Genomic DNA, 16,024 nt, shown 5'->3' on the forward strand with positions numbered 1-16,024 from the left:
CCGAGTGATATGGCCGCCGCCCAAAAGGGACGACGAACTAGCGGATATACTGCGGCATCGCGTTATTTCCAGAGAAACGCCTAGGAATAACATGGGTTTCTCGCCGCTCGCAGACGCGTGGCGAGCGCTTCAGCCCATCATTGCCGGCAGCCCCGCGGCGAGCGTATCAATCGCGAGCCGCACCTTCGGCAGCATCACCGGGGAGCGCAGCCAAACGGCATGGGCATCGAAGACATTGGCCGGTTCATGCTTCAACACCTGAATGAGCCGGCCCGCCAGCACCTCCTCGCGGACCAGCCAGCAGGGCAGCCAGGCAAGACCGCGCCCGGCGACGGCCGCATCGGAAATCGAAGCGAGGTCGTCGAGCCGCAGTCGCGCCTTTGGCGCCAGCCGCCGCCCGGGATCGGCTGCAGTCGGAAAGATCCAACCCTTGTCATCATCGCCCCGCCTGTAGACGATGCCCTCATGCTGGGGAATATCGAAGACTGTCTGCGGTGCGCCATGTTTTTCCAGATAGGCGGGCGATGCGCAGACGGTCATGCGCTGGCGGGCGATCGCCCGGGCCATCAGATCCGGATTGTCCTTCAGCGGTCCGTTGCGGATCACAAGATCGAAGCCGTCCTCGAGCAGGTCGACGATGCGGTCGTTGAAGGAAAGGTCGAGTTCGAGGTTCGGATGTTCATCGAGCAGGCGTGCGAGAATCGGCGAGATGCAATGGCGGCCGAAGAGCACGGGCATCGAGATGCGCAATCGGCCGCGCACATCGCGCCGGCCGGATTCCAACATGGCTTCGCCCAGGCGGATTTCCTCGACCGCCCGCAGGCAGCGCTCGTAGAAGAAGCGGCCTTCCTCGGTCAGGCTCTGCATGCGCGTCGTACGGTTGAAAAGCCGCACGCCGAGACGCTGTTCCAGCCGTGCGATGGTCTTGCCGACCGCCGAACGCGTGAGATGAAGCCGCTCGGCAGCAGCCGAAAAGCCACCGGCCTCGACGGCTTCGACAAAGATCGAGATACCCTTCAACTGCTCCATTTGTTTCCTCTTTGGAACCATTCTGGAGAATTAATATCGCAACTGGTGCGAAATATTCAACGGTATGGTTTCGGCTCCCTGCAATGGACAAGGAGCAAGACAATGCAGACAACACGGCAATGGCAGATCGACACGATCGGACCGGAGCGCCAGCTGACGATCGGCGAGCGGAGGCTCGAACCGGTTTCGGGAAACAGGGTTCTGGTCCGGACGGAAGCCGTTTCGCTCAATTTCCGCGACCGGCTGGTGCTGGAGAGCGGCATGGGATTGCCGCTGCAATTTCCCTTCGTACCAGCTTCCGATATGGCGGGGGTTGTGGAGGCGGTCGGACCCGAAGTCAGCCGTTTCAAGCCGGGCGATCGGGTCATCTCGACGTTTTCGCCCGACTGGATCGACGGACGCGGGTTGGGCGATGCGCGCACGCCACCCTACAGGACACGCGGCGGCTTCTATCCTGGCGTGCTCTCGCAATATACCGTGCTTTCCGAGGAGTGGTATTCACGCGCGCCTGACACGCTCGATGCGGCGCAGGCGAGCACCTTGCCCTGCGCCGGGCTGACTGCCTGGTTCGCACTGATCGAATGCGGCGGTCTGAAGGCTGGCGACAAGGTGCTGGTGCAAGGCACCGGCGGCGTGGCGCTCTTCGGTCTGCAGATCGCCAAGGTGCATGGTGCGGAGGTCTTCATCACATCAGGCAGCGCCGAGAAGCTCGGGCGCGCCGCTGCCCTCGGCGCCGATCACGTGATCAACCGCCATGAGGGCGACTGGGTCGAACAACTCTATCAATTGACCGGCGGCTATGGCGCCGATCACGTGCTTGAGATCGTCGGCGGCCCGCATCTCGGCCAGGCGCTGAAGGCGGTGGCGATCAATGGCCGCATTTCCGTTATCGGCGTGTTCGAGGGGTTCGAGGTTTCCGGCCCGGCCGGCCCGCTGTTGCTCAAGGCGCCTGTTGTGCAGGGCATTTCCGTCGGCCATCGCCGTGCGCTGGAAGACTTGGTGCGGGCAATCGACCAGACCGGGCTGAAGCCCGTGATCGACAAGCGCTATGCCTTCGACGAATTCCCTGAGGCGCTCGATCATCTCTATCGCGGGCCTTTCGGCAAGGTGGTCGTCGAGTTCTGACGGTCGCGATTTTCCCTTCTCCCTGCTGCATAAAATTATGCCGCAATTCAAAGTGCGACAGCGCCGCGCGTCTGAAAAGATGCGCGGCGCTGTCGGCGGAGAAGGGAGGCTGCTCAGGCGGCGGCGGGAACGCCCTCTTCGAAGGCGAAGCCTTCATCGGCCCAGCCGGTCACGCCGCCGATCATCAGTTTCACCGACAGGCCGAGGCGGGAGAGGCGAAGTGCGGCCTTATCAGCGCCGTTGCAATGCGGGCCGGCGCAATAGACGACGAAAAGCGTATCGGAGGGCCATGCCGACATGCGATGCGCAGTCATCTTCCCATGCGGCAGGTTGATGGCGCCGGGAATGTGGGACTGTGCAAAGAGCGTCGGCGAGCGCGCGTCGAGCAGAACGAAATCGACCTTGCCCGATGCAAAGGCGGCGTGGACATCGGAGCAATCGGTCTCGAAGGCAAGCTTGGCTCCAAAATGGGCGGCGGCGATTTCAGCGGCGGCGGCGGGGATTTCTGCGACGGGGCTTGGCATTGCGATTTCCTTTTGGGTTCGAATTGCCGCCTGGTATCGCCGATGCTAAAGCTTTGCGAAATTGGCCATCATGACTGACAGCGTAAAGATCATGCCAAACTCATCGCCACAGCAGACGAAAGGACCGCTGGTCGCAGCGCTTGCCTATGACGGGCTCTGCACCTTCGAATTCGGCATCGCTTACGAGGTCTTCGGCCTGCCGCGCCCGGAGATGGGTGAGGATTGGTATCGCTTCTCCGTCTGCGCCATCGAGCCGGGGCCGCTTCGCGCTGCGGGAGGACTGACGGTCGCGGTCGACAAGGGCCTGGAGGTGCTCGATGAGGCGGACCTGATCGTCGTGCCCGGCTGGCGGGCAATCGATGCGCCGGTGCCAGCACCACTCGCCACAGCGCTCAGGGCAGCGCATCAGCGCGGCGCGCGCATCATGTCGCTCTGCTCGGGCGTTGCGGTTCTTGCCGGATCGGGGCTGCTTGCCAACCGCAGGGCGACGACACATTGGCGCTATGTCGCCTCGATCGCCGCACGTTATCCCGACATCACGCTTGATGCCGACGTTCTCTACATGGACGAAGGCAGCCTGCTGACGGCGGCGGGCAGTGCGGCCGGCATAGATCTTTGCCTGCATGTGGTGCGCGGCGATTTCGGTTCGGAAGCCGCAAACAGCGTGGCAAGACGCCTCGTCGTGCCGCCGCACCGCGAAGGCGGACAGGCGCAGTTCATTCATGCGCCGGTTCCCGAGGAGCGCGAGGGCATCCGCTTGGGGCCGCTGATCGAATGGATGCGCGAAAGCCTGTCCGAGGACCAGCCGATCAGCCTGCTTGCCAAAAGAGCCGGCATGAGCATGCGCACCTTCCAGCGGCGCTTCGAAGCGACAACGGGTGTCAGCGTCGGCGAATGGCTGCTCACGGAGCGGCTGCGGCATGCCCGCGATCTGCTGGAGAGGGAACTTGCCGTTTCGCTCGACGATATCGCCGCCGCCAGCGGCTTTGGAACACTGGCGACGATGCGCCATCATTTCCGCAGGCGACTGGGGACGAGCCCCAATGCCTATCGGAAGTCATTCGGCGGTTAGAGCATCCCATGCTTGCATTTCTTTGCCACTTCACTTAAAGGGGCGCTCTCGATTGTTTCTGGAAAGGGAGCGCCACGATGACAAATATCTCAGTACGCCCCGAGAGGGTTTCGGCTTAACTCGGCCAACCGGCCGATGAATGCCGGTTGAACATCGCCATTTTGGCGATGAAAGACCACTCACATCCAGAGTTCATTATCATGGGCAATTCCATTGGGAGCGGAAGCTCTCCGATGACGTCGTCGGCACATCCGGCAGTCATCAATCATTTCTTTTCCGGTAGCGCATGGATCGAAGGCGCCGCTTTAGACCAACTTGACGAAATGTCCCGGCTGCCGGGTGTTTTGGAAATCGCCGCCTTTCCGGATCTGCACCCCGGAAAATATGGTGCGACCGGCGTTGCATTGTTGTCGTCCCAGCTGCACCCGCTGTTGATCGGTAACGATATCGGCTGCGGCATGTCGCTCTTCGGCCTGGACCTGCCTTTGCGCAAGCTGAAGGTCGACAAGGCGGCGGAACGGCTTCGCCGGCTTGAGGCGCAGGCGATCGCAGATGTCTCCGACCTGCTTGCGCAGGCGGATTTGCCCACCGATCTGGCACCCAACGCTCTGGGCACGATCGGTGGCGGCAATCATTTTTGCGAATTGCAGGCGGTGGAAGATCTTGCCGATGGTGGATCTGCTGCCGGCTTCGACGATCAGGGGCTCTATCTGCTGGTTCACTCCGGTTCGCGGGCTCTTGGCGCCACTGTATTTTCGGAGACGGTGGCCGGTCATTCAAGGCTCGTTGACGGTCTCGACCCCGGTTCGGAGGCCGGTGCCGCTTGGCTTGCGAATCATGACAGGTGCGTAGCCTGGGCATCACTGAACCGTCAGCTGATCGCTGCGCGGGCTGCCGCGGCGCTTCGGGCCGATCTGCGCCTCATCAGCGACGTGCCGCACAATCTCGTTCGCCCGTCCAATCGTGGTTTCGTGCACTACAAGGGCGCGGCGGCGGTTGGAGCCGGCGAACTCGCGCCGATTGCGGGATCTCGTGCAAGCCTCAGCCATCTGGTCCTTGCGACCTCAGGCGTTGTCCGCTCGCTGGGCGGCATCTCTCACGGGGCCGGTCGCAAATACGACCGCGCCACCATGCACGGGCGTGTCGGCCGCAATCGGTCCGAACGAGAACAACTGCTGCGCAATTCCTGGGGCGGTATCGCCATCTGCGACGATCGCTCCCTTGTCGTCGAGGAGGCGGCCTCCGCATACAAGGATGCTGAGCAGGTGGTGACTGATCTGGAAAACGAGAGCCTTGTCGTCAGGCACGCCAGCTTGCGGCCACTTGTCACCTTCAAGAAGGCCGTTGACGAAGCGGAGGTCGAGCAGCGCCGGCGAAAACCTGAATATCGCAGGGAGGGAGGGCGTGGCCATGAGCGCTATTGATCTTCTCATTACCTCAGGCAACGGTCCGGTGGAATGCCGCATGGCGCTCACTGCGCTTCTCGGCATCATCGAGCGGGAGGCTATCCGGTTTGATTGCTCTTTCGAGACCAGCCTTGGCCCGACGCCGGATCAACACGGTGCGAAGTCGGCGATCGTCAGCTTGGACGGTTCCGAGGCGGAGCGGATCGCCAGTGACTATTGCGGTACGATCCGGTTCACCTTCAAGAGCCCGATACGTTCGGGCCACAAACGGCAGAACTGGTACGTGGCTGTTCAGCGTATCGATTCACAACCAGATGGTGGCGAGGTGACGATCAATCCGGCGGACCTGCGTTTCGAGACGCTGAGGGCGGGCGGACCGGGTGGGCAGCACCAGAATACGACTGATAGCGCGGTTCGCGTTCTGCATCGGCCGACCGGTCTCGTTGTGACGGCGCGCGACGAGCGCTCCCAGCACCGCAATAAAGCCTTGGCGCTCCGGCGTCTTGAGGCGATGTTGCGCCATCTCGAAGTGGAGAAGCAGGAGGCGGCCAAATCCGGACGCTTCATCGCCAACCGAACCATCGAGAGAGGCAACGAAGTTAGGAGTTTCAAGCTGTAATCCGCAATCGTATGGACTGACCACAAATAACAAACGGCGCCCTTCCGTGAAGGGCGCCGTTTTCACAAGTCACGACATGCCGCAGATCTCCGCGGCGTTGCAGATCCTTACTCCGCCGCCTGGCGCGCCATCGGGTTGTTCGGGTGCGTCGTCCAGTTGGCGTAGTTGGGGTCGACGACGCGGCCGGTGCGCTTGTCGAGAGTGCCGGCGGGAAGCTGCTCCATGGTGATGCAGTTCTCCACCGGACAGACGCTGACGCAGAGATTGCAGCCGACGCATTCCTCGTCCATCACCTCGAAATGACGCGCGCCGTCGACGAAGTTGGTGATCGCCTGGTGCGAGGTATCCTCGCAGGCGATGTAGCAGCGGCCGCATTTGATGCAGGCGTCCTGGTCGATCTTCGCCTTGGCGATGTAGTTGAGGTTCAGATACTGCCAGTCGGTGACGTTGGGGACGGCGCGCCCGGTAATGTCGTCGAGGCTGCGATGGCCTTTTTCGTCCATCCAGTCGGAGAGGCCAGTGATCATCTCCTGGACGATCTTGAAGCCGTAGGTCATCGCCGCCGTGCAGACCTGAACGTTGCCGGCCCCGAGCACGAGGAATTCGGCCGCGTCCCGCCAGGTGGTGATGCCGCCGATGCCGGAGATCGGCAGGCCGTAGGTTTCGGGATCACGGGCGATCTCGGCCACCATGTTGAGCGCGATCGGCTTTACCGCCGGGCCGCAATATCCACCATGACTGCCCTTGCCGCCGACCGTCGGGTTGGGGGCGAAGTTGTCGAGATCGACGGAGACGATCGAATTGATCGTGTTGATCAGCGATACGGCATCGGTGCCGCCGGCCTTAGCGGCGCGGGCAGGGCGGCGGACATCGGTGATATTGGGCGTCAGCTTGGTGATGACGGGCATGCGGGTGTACTGCTTGCACCAGCGCACGACCATCTCGATGTATTCCGGCACCTGGCCGACCGCCGACCCCATGCCGCGCTCCGACATGCCGTGCGGACAGCCGAAATTGAGCTCGATGCCGTCGGCGCCGGTCTCTTCGACCAAGGGTAGGATCGCCTTCCAGGCCTGCTCCTCGCAGGGTACCATGATCGAGGCGATCAGTGCCCGGTCCGGCCAGTTCATCTTCACCTGCTTCATTTCGCGAAGGTTGGTGTAGAGGTCGCGGTCGGTGATGAGCTCGATATTGTTCAGACCGAGCAGGCGGCGGTCGGCGCCCCAGATCGCGCCGTAGCGCGGGCCGTTGACGTTGACGACGGGCGGGCCTTCCTCGCCCAGCGTCTTCCAGACCACGCCGCCCCAGCCGGCCTTGAAGGCGCGCTCGACATTGTAGGCTTTGTCGGTCGGCGGCGCAGACGCCAGCCAGAACGGGTTCGGGGATTTGATGCCGACGAAATTATTGCGGAGATCAGCCATTGTTCATTCTCCCCTTCAAGCAACCGCGACAGCCGGAGCGGCTGCTGCGGACAGGGCACGATGGATGGATTCAGCCGCGTCGCGACCGTGGGCGACGGCGGAAACCGTGAGATCTTCACCACCGAAGACGCAGTCGCCGCCCGCCCAGACGCGGTCGAGCGAGGTATGGCCTTCGCCATCGACGGCGATACGGCCGGATTCCATGCGCAACGAACCGAGTCCAGAGGCGTCAAAGGTCTGACCGATCGCCTTGAAGATCTGGTCGGCGGCAATGACACCGGTTTCGCCGGTGCCGACCAGGCGGCCTTCGCGAATCCTCGTATATTCCACCTCGATGGCGGCGACTTTGCCGTCCTGTGACAGGATCGATTTCGGCGCCAGCCAGTGGCGGATGATGACACCCTTGGAGCTAGCCAGATCCTGCTCGAATTCGGAGGCGTTCATGTGTTCCTTGCCACGGCGGTAACAGATCGTCACCTCCTCGGCGCCGAGCAGCTTTGCCTGCACGGCGGCGTCGATCGCCGTCATGCCACCGCCAAGGACGACGACGCGGCGGCCGACGGCGATTTCGCTCTTGTTTTCGGCCTGACGGAGAGCCGCGATGAAATCGACGGCGTCGTCGACGCCTGCGAGGTTCTCGCCCTCGATGCGCAGCGCGTTGACGCCGGCAAGGCCGATACCGAGGAAGACGCCATCATATTGCCCTTCCAGATCGGAAAGCGAGAAATCGCGGCCGAGACGCTGCCCATGCCGGACCTCGATGCCGCCGATCGAGAGGACGTAATCGACTTCCTTCTGGGCGAAGTCGTCGACGGTCTTGTAAGTGGCGATGCCGTATTCGTTGAGGCCGCCGGATTTTTCCCTGGCATCATAGATAGTGACGGAATGGCCCTTGACGGCCAGGCGATGGGCGGCGGCAAGGCCGGCTGGGCCTGCGCCGACAACGGCGATCGTCTTTCCGGTCGGTTCGGCCCGGGCATAGAACTGCTTGCCGGCCTGCATGGCGGCATCGGTCGCATAACGCTGCAGGCGACCGATCTCGACGGGCCGCTCCTCGGCCGTGTTGCGCACACAGGCCTGTTCGCAGAGTTCTTCGGTGGGACAGACGCGGGCGCACATGCCGCCGAGGATGTTCTGGTCGAAGATCGTCTTTGCCGAGCCGATCGGATTGCCGGTCGAAATCTGGCGGATGAACAGCGGAATGTCGATCGAGGTGGGACAGGCCGTCATGCACGGCGCGTCATAACAGAAATAACAGCGGTCGGCGGCGACCAGCGCCTCGTGATTGTCGAGGCGCGGATGAAGATCGGAAAAATTAGCCTCATACTCGGCGGGCGAAAGCCGGCCGGCATGAATCCCCGTTTCCAGTCGTTCCATTGAAGTTCCCTCATTATTGGTAAACGGCCTGTGAGGGAAAGCGTAACTCAGGTTTAAAAATTTATCAAACGGTAAAATTTTGACGATTTTCTCTTGCCGTCACGCCAGTAATCCGCTGTTTTTGCTGGAAGAATTTATTCGGCCTGCATCGGCAAAACGGCTGAACGCGCGACGAGGGAAGGGCATCCGAAAAAAGATTCAAAAAAGTCGAATTTTTTTCGGATGGCAGGGAACCAAAGTTTGATGTCGTCGTTATTGCGATATCCGGATGGTGATCGCATCGACCCAACATGCGCGCCCCCAACCCACTATCCGGACGTACTCACGGTCCCCTCCCGGTGAGTGAAGACAGCCGGTGCGCCGCCCTCGCACCGGCTGTTTTTCGTTCTCGATTGTCTCCAGGGCTTTTACACTCGCTTGAAGATCTCGAATTCGGTTTCCGGAATGGTCAGACGATATTCAATGCGGCCGGGAACGAGGTTCAACTCCGCCTTGCCATTGACCGACGATGGCACGACACGCTCCAGCACGGTGCGGCCGAAGCTGTTGTCGCTAAATTCGTGGACTTCCGACTGATCGTGCAGAACTTCCGCCCAGGCGACTTCGATTGCCTTCCTGTCGTTGATCATGGCTTCGCGGCAATTCAGCGTGATGGAGGCGGCGCCGCCTGATATCGCGCCAAAGGAGGCGGAGTTGACGATGAGTTCGTGGAGGGCGAGCCCGAGATGCACGGCGGCATTCGGTGTCAGGTGAGCGTTGATGCCATAGATCGGCATGGAGCCGGCCGTCTCCGGCCAATAGGGGGCGAACTGCTTTTCGGCGAGTTCGAAGAGGTAGGCGCCGCGCCAGCTGGAATCCGTGATCAGGTCCTGCGAGTTGGAAAGTGATTGCAGCCGTCCGCGGAACTTGAGGAGGAAGCTGTCGAGAGAGAGCGTGTTGCGCGCCGTCTGCGTGGCAATGCCCTGGATGATGGCGAGAAGGTTCTTCGAGCGGTGCGAGAGTTCGCGAAGCAGCGATTTCAGAACTTTTTCGCGATGCCGGCTTTCGGTGACTTCAGTCATGACGGACAGAAGTCCATGTACGCGTTCGCCGGTGCGCTGGATCTTCAGTTCATACGTGCGCCTTTCGCCGTCGACGTCGATCTCAACTTCGGCATTGTTGGGGATGCCGGTTTCCAGCACCTTGTGTTTCAGCGCGGTCAGATATCGCCCATGGGCGTCGCCGAAAAGGGCGGCGTCGCTGCAGCCGGGCATAAAGAGCGCTGCGAAATGCGGCGGCAGATTTTCGGCGTAGAAGATCGACAGCCGGGCGTCCTGGCAGAGGATCGAAATCCCGGCGCTGCCGAGCGCGCGTTCCATCATTGCGGCTTTGCCCTCGAAGGTGAAAGGCATGCCGGACAATGGTTCAGTCGTATTCACGCGGCCGCCTTTCCTTGTGACATCTTGAACGTCGCTGAAGGGAGCGCCCTTACAGACACCGCCTGCCAACTCTAGAACAAAGCGCTGCAAAAACCGTTAAAGCCACCGGAGCGTCCCGGTAGCACCGGAACGCCTGCCTTGGCGATTTGGTTCCGAAGGCCGGAAAATTGCGTCTTAGGCGGCTACTCTGGTCGATTCATTGAAGAAAAGCGCTTGGCTGATCAGTGCCTTGACCATGTCGGGATTGAAGGGCTTGGTGACAAGGAAAGTCGGTTCCGGGCGCTCGCCGGTCAGAAGCCGTTCCGGGAAAGCGGTGATGAAAATCACCGGCACGCTCGACGTCTTGAGGATGTCGTTGACTGCGTCGATACCGGAGCTGCCGTCGGCAAGCTGGATGTCGGCCAGCACCATGCTCGGCTTGGTCTTGTTGTAGAGCGCCACGGCCTCGGCATGCGTACGGGCAATGCCGGTGACGCGATGGCCGAGGCTCTCGACCATCTGCTCGATATCCATGGCGATCAGCGGTTCGTCCTCGATGATCATGATATCGGTTGCGACCTGGCGGGAAATCTCCTGCGACGCCACGTCGAGCAGATGCATGACATCCTGTTCTTCGGTTTCCAGGATTTCGGCGATTTCAGCGACGCGGAAATTCTCTACGGAGGCGAGCAGGAAGGCCTGACGGGCGCGCGGCGAAACCTTGGCAAGGTTCAGCGTGGCGCGTTGCTCCCAGGCATAGGGCGAGGTCGGCTCTGGAATCTGGACTGCGGTGGAACCAAACAGTTGCGTGAACAGTTTGTAGAGTGCGACCCGGTCATTCGCCGTATCCGGGAAAATCGACAGATCGGCGATGATGGCTTCGAGAACGGCGGCGACGTAAGCGTCGCCCGAAGTCTGAGTGCCGGTAAGGGCGCGGGAATAGCGGCGCAGATAAGGAAGGTGCGGCGCAATCCGAGTAGAAAGTGTCATTCATGGCTCCTGCATACAGGCCGGCATTGGCTTCAATGAGCGGTTAACGCCGCCTTGGTAAAAAAGTTCCGGAATGGCAGGAACTTTTTTCGTCGCGCCGCATTATTCCAGCCGACGAAGAAAGGGCGTAGCGTTGTGACCCATGCAGCGGCAAATACCAGCGACATCGACAATCGAACGTTCGATGTCGATGGTTGAAATTGTGATTGATCCCATCCACGCCCCGCGAACAGACAACCGGCGAGAAGACGAATTGATGACTACACGCAAGAAAGAAGCAGCCGATCAGCGAAAGCTGGAGCTGCGGGCAAGCGACATCTTGGACCCGAACAATCAGATCGGCGTCAGGCTGAGGTCGCTTTATGCGGCCGCACAGGATGAGGCGATCCCCGATCGTTTTCTCGACCTTCTCGAAAAGCTCGACCATGCTGAAATGATGGCTTCTGCCAAGATGGCCGAATAGGATCGCCCGCATGGAAGATAAATCGCAACCCAGCTTCAAGCGGGAACTGCTGGCGGCACTCCCAAGTCTTCGCGCTTTCGCAATCTCGCTCATCGGGCGGCACGACCGTGCCGACGATCTCGTCCAGGACACCATCATGAAAGCCTGGGCCAAACAGGATCATTTCGAGATGGGCACCAATATGAAGGCCTGGCTCTTTACGATCCTGCGCAACGAACTCTACAGCCAGATGCGCAAGAGCGGCCGCGAAGTGCAGGACAGCGACGGGCTGTTCACTGAATCGATGGCGATGCACCCCTCGCAATATGGCGCTCTCGATCTGCAGGACTTCAAGAAGGCGCTCGACCAGCTGCCGCCGGATCAACGCGAGGCGATCATCCTCGTCGGCGCCTCGGGTTTTTCCTACGAGGAGGCGGCCGAAATCTGTGGCTGTGCCGTGGGCACCATCAAGAGCCGCGTCAACCGGGCCCGCCAGCGGCTGCAGGAGTTGCTGCAGATATCAGGCGAGGCTGATTTTGGCCCCGACGCCACCTCGGCGCCGCTAACGTCGAAGGCCTTCGCGTTCTGACAAGAGTTATATTTGGGAGGAAAGCCGGTCGCCCCTCGGGGCGCCGGCTTTTTTGTTTTGGGAGAAGGGCGCATATCCAAGTCGTGGATAGCTGTTCAAGGCAACTACCTCACGCTCCCTCATTCCTGTGACACGCGCACAGCGTGAGGGAGCGTGAGATGGCGCCCTTGCCTAATTTTCCGCTCGTATGTGAGGGGGAAAGTGTTCACTCTCTCCATTTTCGTAGCGAGTACGCATAGAGCGAGTCCCTCAATCAATCGTCGCGCTTCGAGCCCACCAGATTGGCTGCGACGATTGCTGCCAGAACACCGGCGGTCAGCAGCGGCTGGGCGCGGATAAGGCCGAGTCCGACCGTTGCCAGAGATTCCACCGCAGCACGGCGTTCACGGGCGCGGCGTGCTTCCCGGGTGTTGATGATCGACATCGCGACCAGGGCGATGATGGCGATCAGCAGCGCGCAGGCGGCCAGGAAGAGGGCAGCCCCGACTGGGCCGTAGATGCCGGCGAGCCAGATGGCGCCGGCGGTGACGGCCAGCGCGTAGGCGGTGAGAAGGAAGAGCACGGCAAGCGCAATGAAGATGCCATTGCGCTTGGCGCGCGCAACGGTCCGGTGCACGCTTGCGCCCGTCAGCAGGCTGAGGATCGAAAACAGCATCGCGCTTCCTCAGCGCCGGGCGAGGAAGGCGATGGCAAGGCCGAAAGCGGCTGCGGCGCCGATGGTTGCCAGCGGATGCTTGCGTACGGTATCGCGCATTTCCGTCGCGCCGCGCTCATAGCCGTGCTGCAATTCGCGCAGCAGATCCTCGCTGCGGCCAAGCAGTTCTTCGTAACCGGCGCCGGCCTGGCTGCGGATTTTCTCGCCTTGGTGGCGCGAGCTCTTGCCGACGAGGCGCGTCAGTTCCGCGAGTTCGTCGCGCAGCGCCTCGATCTGCTCCTCGATGCCGGATTCCAGATTGTGGAAGGTGCCGTTGCGGCGGCTGCGGGCGGACTGGAAGATAGAATAGCTCATGGCTGTCTCCATTGGCTGGGGCGCGCGCAAGCCCGCCTGTTTCGCACGAGGGTCACCACCGTCCGTTGCATGAATGATATCGCCCGGCATTGACCCAGATCATGCCGAAAACGTGCCGGACGATCAAAAGTTCCGCCGGAGCAGTGCTCAGGGGCGGGAAACGGCACTGTGGGCGAGCACGAAGGGCGTGCCGTCGGCCGGCACCTGGTTGATGCGCAGCGCGCAACCGAATACCGACAGCATCGTTTCGTCCGTCAGCACTTCAACGATCCTGCCGGCGGCCGCGAGCCGGCCGGATTTCATCAGCACGATGCGGTCGGCAAAGAGCGCCGTCAGATTGAGATCGTGCATGACGGCGATGACACCGCCGCCGCGTTCGCAGAAATTGCGGGCAAGCGTCATGATGGTCAACTGGTGGCTGATGTCGAGGCTCGAGACCGGTTCGTCGAGCAGCAGCCAGGAGGGCTTGCCGTCGACGACGGGCTCGGCGATCTGGCAGAGAACGCGGGCAAGCTGCACACGCTGCTGCTCGCCGCCGGAGAGCTCCTGATAGAAACGGCCTTCGAAGCCGGTCAAGTCGACGGAGGCTAGTGCTGTGGCGGCCGTTTGCTCGGCCTTGTCGGGATGCAGGTTGAGGCCTGATGTCAGGCCCATGCGGACGATCTCGCGTACGGTAAAGGGAAAGGAGATGGTGCTCGCCTGCGGCAGCACACCACGAATGGCGGCAAGCTGCCAGGGTTTCAGCCCCTTCACCTCGTCGCCGCCGATGCGCACCGAGCCGCTATAGGCAAGTTCGCCGGAGATGGCTTTCATCGTCGTCGTCTTGCCGGAGCCGTTCGGCCCGGCAATCGCCGTCAGTTCGCCGGCCTTTGCCGTGAAGGCGACGTCGCTGATGATGGTCTTGCCGGAAAGGCGCACGGAGACGCCGGAAACTTCGATCATCGCAATGTCACTCACGGGGTCACTCACCGGGGTCACTCACAGGGCAAGGCGCGAACGCTGTCTCAGCAGGATCCACAGGAAGAACGGGCCGCCGACCGCCGCGGTGATGATGCCGATCGGCAGCTCGGCCGGGGCAACCAGGGTGCGAGCCAGGACATCCGCGAAGATCAGAAGAGAGCCGCCGAGCAGTGCTGCGGCCGGCAGCAGGAAACGATGGTCGGGGCCGATCGCCATACGCAGGATATGCGGCACGACGATCCCGACGAAACCGATACCGCCACTGACGGCGACGGACGCGCCGGTCGCCGCGGCGACGCCGACGATCGCGACATTCTTCAGCCGCTGCACCGGCACGCCCATATGAAAGGCGGCCGCTTCGCCGAGCGTGATGGCATTGAGGCCGCGGGCCATGAAGGGCAGGGCGATGAAGGACAACAGGATGATCGGGCTGGCGGCAGCGATTTTCGTCCATGTGGCGCCGGCAAGCGAGCCCATGCTCCAGAAGGTCAAGTCGCGCAGCTGCTGGTCGTTGGCCATGTAGATCAGCAGTCCTGTTATGGCGAGGGCGAGCGCACCGAGCGCGATGCCGGCAAGCAGCATTGTCGCAACCGAGGTCTGGCCATGACGGGTGGCGATCCTGTAGAGCAGTAGCGTCGTGACGAGGCCGCCGCCGAAAGCGGCCGCCGGCAGAGCGTAGATGCCGAGAAGCGCCTGGAGTGGAGCTGCAAGGCCGCCGCCGAGCACGATCATCGCCACCGCGCCGAGGCTTGAGCCGGCGGAGACGCCGACCAGGCCGGGATCGGCCAGCGGATTGCGGAACAGGCCTTGCATCACCGTGCCGGAGACGGCCAGCGAGGCGCCGATCAGGAAGCCGAGGATCGCCCTGGGCAGGCGGATATCGAAGATGATGATCCGGTCACGCGTGCTCAGCGCAGTCTCAGAGCCGGACATGTTGCTGATGACGTCGAGAATCGAGGCATCCGAGGCGCCTGTCGTCACGGAAAACAGCATCGAAAAGACCGAGCCGACGACGAGCAGCGCGATCGCCAGCAAGGCGAGCCGCGTCCTGTCGCCCGCCTGCCTGATTTCGCGGATGTCCGCCATCGGGAATGGTCGCCTTCGTTCCGTCATGGCTTGCGGCAGGGCCATGATCAGCCCCCGTAGATCGCCGTGTTGAGCTCCCGCGCGGCGGCTGCGGTGCGCGGGCCGAAGCCGAGCAGGTAGACGCCGTCCATTCGGATGATCGCTTTTTTCTCGCCAGCCGGCGTCAGCGCGATCGCCGGCTGAGCCAGCAGGTCCTCGTTCTTGGTGCCGGCGCCATCGCCGCGGTTCATCATCAGGATGATGTCGGGCTTGGCTTCGATGATCGCCTCGTCCGTCAGCGGCTTATAGCCCGGGAATGCGCCGACGGCGTTGATGGCGCCGGCGAGCTTGACGATGCCATCGGCGGCCGTGCCGGTGCCCGATGCCATGATCCGGCCGTTCTGGGCGCTGAGGATGAAGAGAACGCGCTTGCGCTCGGCCTCCGGGCGCTTTTCGGCATCGGCGATCGCCGCGTCGAGATCGGCCGCGACCTTTGCTTCAAGTGCCTTCGCCTTGTCGGGCACGCCAAGCAGCGTGCCGACACGGTCGATCTTGGCGATGATACCGTCGCGGGTAAAAGCGCTCGGCACGGTTTCGAAGGGCACGCTGGCATTCTTCAGCACGGTCAGCGCCTCCTGCGGGCCTGAACCGTCGACGGCGATGATCGCCGTCGGGTTCATGGCGAGGATGCCTTCCGGCGAGAGCGCGCGCATGTAACCGACGTTGGGCAGCTTCAACGCCGCCTCCGGATACATGCTCGTCGTGTCGCGGGCAATCAGCCGGCTTTCTTCGCCGAGCGCATAGACGATCTCGGTGATGTCGCCGCCGACCGAAACCAGGCGCGAGGTGTCGAGCTTCTTTTCTTCAGCGTGGGCGGCGCGGACGAAGGCGAAGCCTTCGATTGGGCGCGCCGTCGGGATCAGCGGCAGCGCCATGACGGCCGCCGTCAGGGCCAGTTCCCAAGGGCGGATCCGGCGCAGATTGTTACGCATCGTCATC

The 16,024-nt window shown here is 62.2% G+C and carries 17 protein-coding genes; 6 read left to right on the forward strand and 11 right to left on the reverse strand.

Going from position 1 to position 16,024, the window contains the following annotated elements:
• Positions 1-129 precede the first annotated feature (129 nt).
• Entirely contained in the window at positions 130-1,029 is a 900-nt protein-coding gene (locus AC1D2N_RS00680; protein ID WP_018243266.1) for a LysR family transcriptional regulator, read from the reverse strand.
• Between the two features lie 102 nt (positions 1,030-1,131).
• On the opposite strand from AC1D2N_RS00680, the gene AC1D2N_RS00685 reads away from it, so the two are divergent.
• Complete coding sequence (locus AC1D2N_RS00685) at positions 1,132-2,154, forward strand: zinc-dependent alcohol dehydrogenase family protein (protein ID WP_113542508.1); 1,023 nt, start codon at positions 1,132-1,134, stop codon at positions 2,152-2,154.
• Positions 2,155-2,267: 113 nt separating this feature from the next.
• On the opposite strand, the gene AC1D2N_RS00690 is transcribed toward AC1D2N_RS00685, so the two are convergent.
• The gene (locus AC1D2N_RS00690) at positions 2,268-2,678 is read right to left on the reverse strand and encodes a rhodanese-like domain-containing protein (RefSeq protein WP_018446860.1); all 411 of its coding nucleotides are present in this window, start codon (positions 2,676-2,678) and stop codon (positions 2,268-2,270) included.
• A 70-nt stretch (positions 2,679-2,748) separates the two neighbouring features.
• Here AC1D2N_RS00690 and ftrA point away from each other — a divergent pair, with 70 nt between their 5' ends.
• The 3 genes from ftrA to prfH all read left to right on the forward strand — a co-directional run bounded on the left by ftrA (position 2,749) and on the right by prfH (position 5,775).
• A complete protein-coding gene (ftrA, locus tag AC1D2N_RS00695) occupies positions 2,749-3,750 on the forward strand; it encodes a transcriptional regulator FtrA (protein ID WP_113542510.1) in 1,002 nt (333 codons plus the stop codon).
• Positions 3,751-3,983: 233 nt separating this feature from the next.
• Positions 3,984-5,174, forward strand: coding sequence for an RNA ligase RtcB family protein (locus tag AC1D2N_RS00700; RefSeq protein WP_245484564.1), 1,191 nt, complete (start codon positions 3,984-3,986; stop codon positions 5,172-5,174).
• Positions 5,161-5,775 carry a peptide chain release factor H gene (gene prfH / locus AC1D2N_RS00705; protein ID WP_026230744.1) on the forward strand — a complete coding sequence of 205 codons (615 nt, stop codon included), beginning with the start codon at positions 5,161-5,163 and terminating at the stop codon, positions 5,773-5,775. The genes AC1D2N_RS00700 and prfH overlap by 14 nt, the downstream gene beginning before the upstream one ends.
• Positions 5,776-5,882: 107 nt before the next feature.
• Here the strand turns inward: prfH and preA are convergent, their stop codons facing one another.
• The 4 genes from preA to AC1D2N_RS00725 form a co-directional block, all read right to left on the reverse strand.
• Positions 5,883-7,196, reverse strand: coding sequence for an NAD-dependent dihydropyrimidine dehydrogenase subunit PreA (gene preA / locus AC1D2N_RS00710; RefSeq protein WP_018243262.1), 1,314 nt, complete (start codon positions 7,194-7,196; stop codon positions 5,883-5,885).
• Between the two features lie 15 nt (positions 7,197-7,211).
• Positions 7,212-8,573 (reverse strand): NAD(P)-dependent oxidoreductase, encoded by a 1,362-nt coding sequence (locus AC1D2N_RS00715; protein ID WP_130758879.1) that lies wholly within the window; start codon positions 8,571-8,573, stop codon positions 7,212-7,214.
• Positions 8,574-8,980: 407 nt separating this feature from the next.
• On the reverse strand, positions 8,981-9,973 hold the full coding sequence (locus tag AC1D2N_RS00720; protein ID WP_197728327.1) for a sensor histidine kinase: 993 nt from the start codon (positions 9,971-9,973) through the stop codon (positions 8,981-8,983).
• A 192-nt stretch (positions 9,974-10,165) separates the two neighbouring features.
• The gene (locus AC1D2N_RS00725) at positions 10,166-10,960 is read right to left on the reverse strand and encodes a response regulator (protein WP_018243259.1); all 795 of its coding nucleotides are present in this window, start codon (positions 10,958-10,960) and stop codon (positions 10,166-10,168) included.
• A gap of 256 nt (positions 10,961-11,216) precedes the next feature.
• Here AC1D2N_RS00725 and AC1D2N_RS00730 point away from each other — a divergent pair, with 256 nt between their 5' ends.
• Positions 11,217-11,423: a NepR family anti-sigma factor gene (locus AC1D2N_RS00730; protein ID WP_024319398.1), complete on the forward strand. Its 207-nt coding sequence runs from the start codon at positions 11,217-11,219 to the stop codon at positions 11,421-11,423.
• Between the two features lie 10 nt (positions 11,424-11,433).
• Entirely contained in the window at positions 11,434-11,991 is a 558-nt protein-coding gene (locus tag AC1D2N_RS00735; RefSeq protein ID WP_003542247.1) for an RNA polymerase sigma factor, read from the forward strand.
• A 253-nt stretch (positions 11,992-12,244) separates the two neighbouring features.
• On the opposite strand, the gene AC1D2N_RS00740 is transcribed toward AC1D2N_RS00735, so the two are convergent.
• From AC1D2N_RS00740 to AC1D2N_RS00760, 5 genes are all read right to left on the reverse strand, one after another.
• Positions 12,245-12,646 carry a hypothetical protein gene (locus tag AC1D2N_RS00740; protein ID WP_047618870.1) on the reverse strand — a complete coding sequence of 134 codons (402 nt, stop codon included), beginning with the start codon at positions 12,644-12,646 and terminating at the stop codon, positions 12,245-12,247.
• Positions 12,647-12,655: 9 nt separating this feature from the next.
• Entirely contained in the window at positions 12,656-13,000 is a 345-nt protein-coding gene (locus AC1D2N_RS00745; RefSeq protein ID WP_018243255.1) for a DUF883 family protein, read from the reverse strand.
• 147 nt (positions 13,001-13,147) lie between these two features.
• On the reverse strand, positions 13,148-13,942 hold the full coding sequence (locus tag AC1D2N_RS00750; RefSeq protein WP_047618868.1) for a heme ABC transporter ATP-binding protein: 795 nt from the start codon (positions 13,940-13,942) through the stop codon (positions 13,148-13,150).
• A 36-nt stretch (positions 13,943-13,978) separates the two neighbouring features.
• Positions 13,979-15,091 (reverse strand): FecCD family ABC transporter permease, encoded by a 1,113-nt coding sequence (locus AC1D2N_RS00755; RefSeq protein WP_130758878.1) that lies wholly within the window; start codon positions 15,089-15,091, stop codon positions 13,979-13,981.
• Between the two features lie 2 nt (positions 15,092-15,093).
• Entirely contained in the window at positions 15,094-16,023 is a 930-nt protein-coding gene (locus tag AC1D2N_RS00760; RefSeq protein WP_130758877.1) for a heme/hemin ABC transporter substrate-binding protein, read from the reverse strand.
• Position 16,024: the final 1 nt, after the last annotated feature.

The organism is Rhizobium sp. P1_B8 (assembly GCF_056406515.1).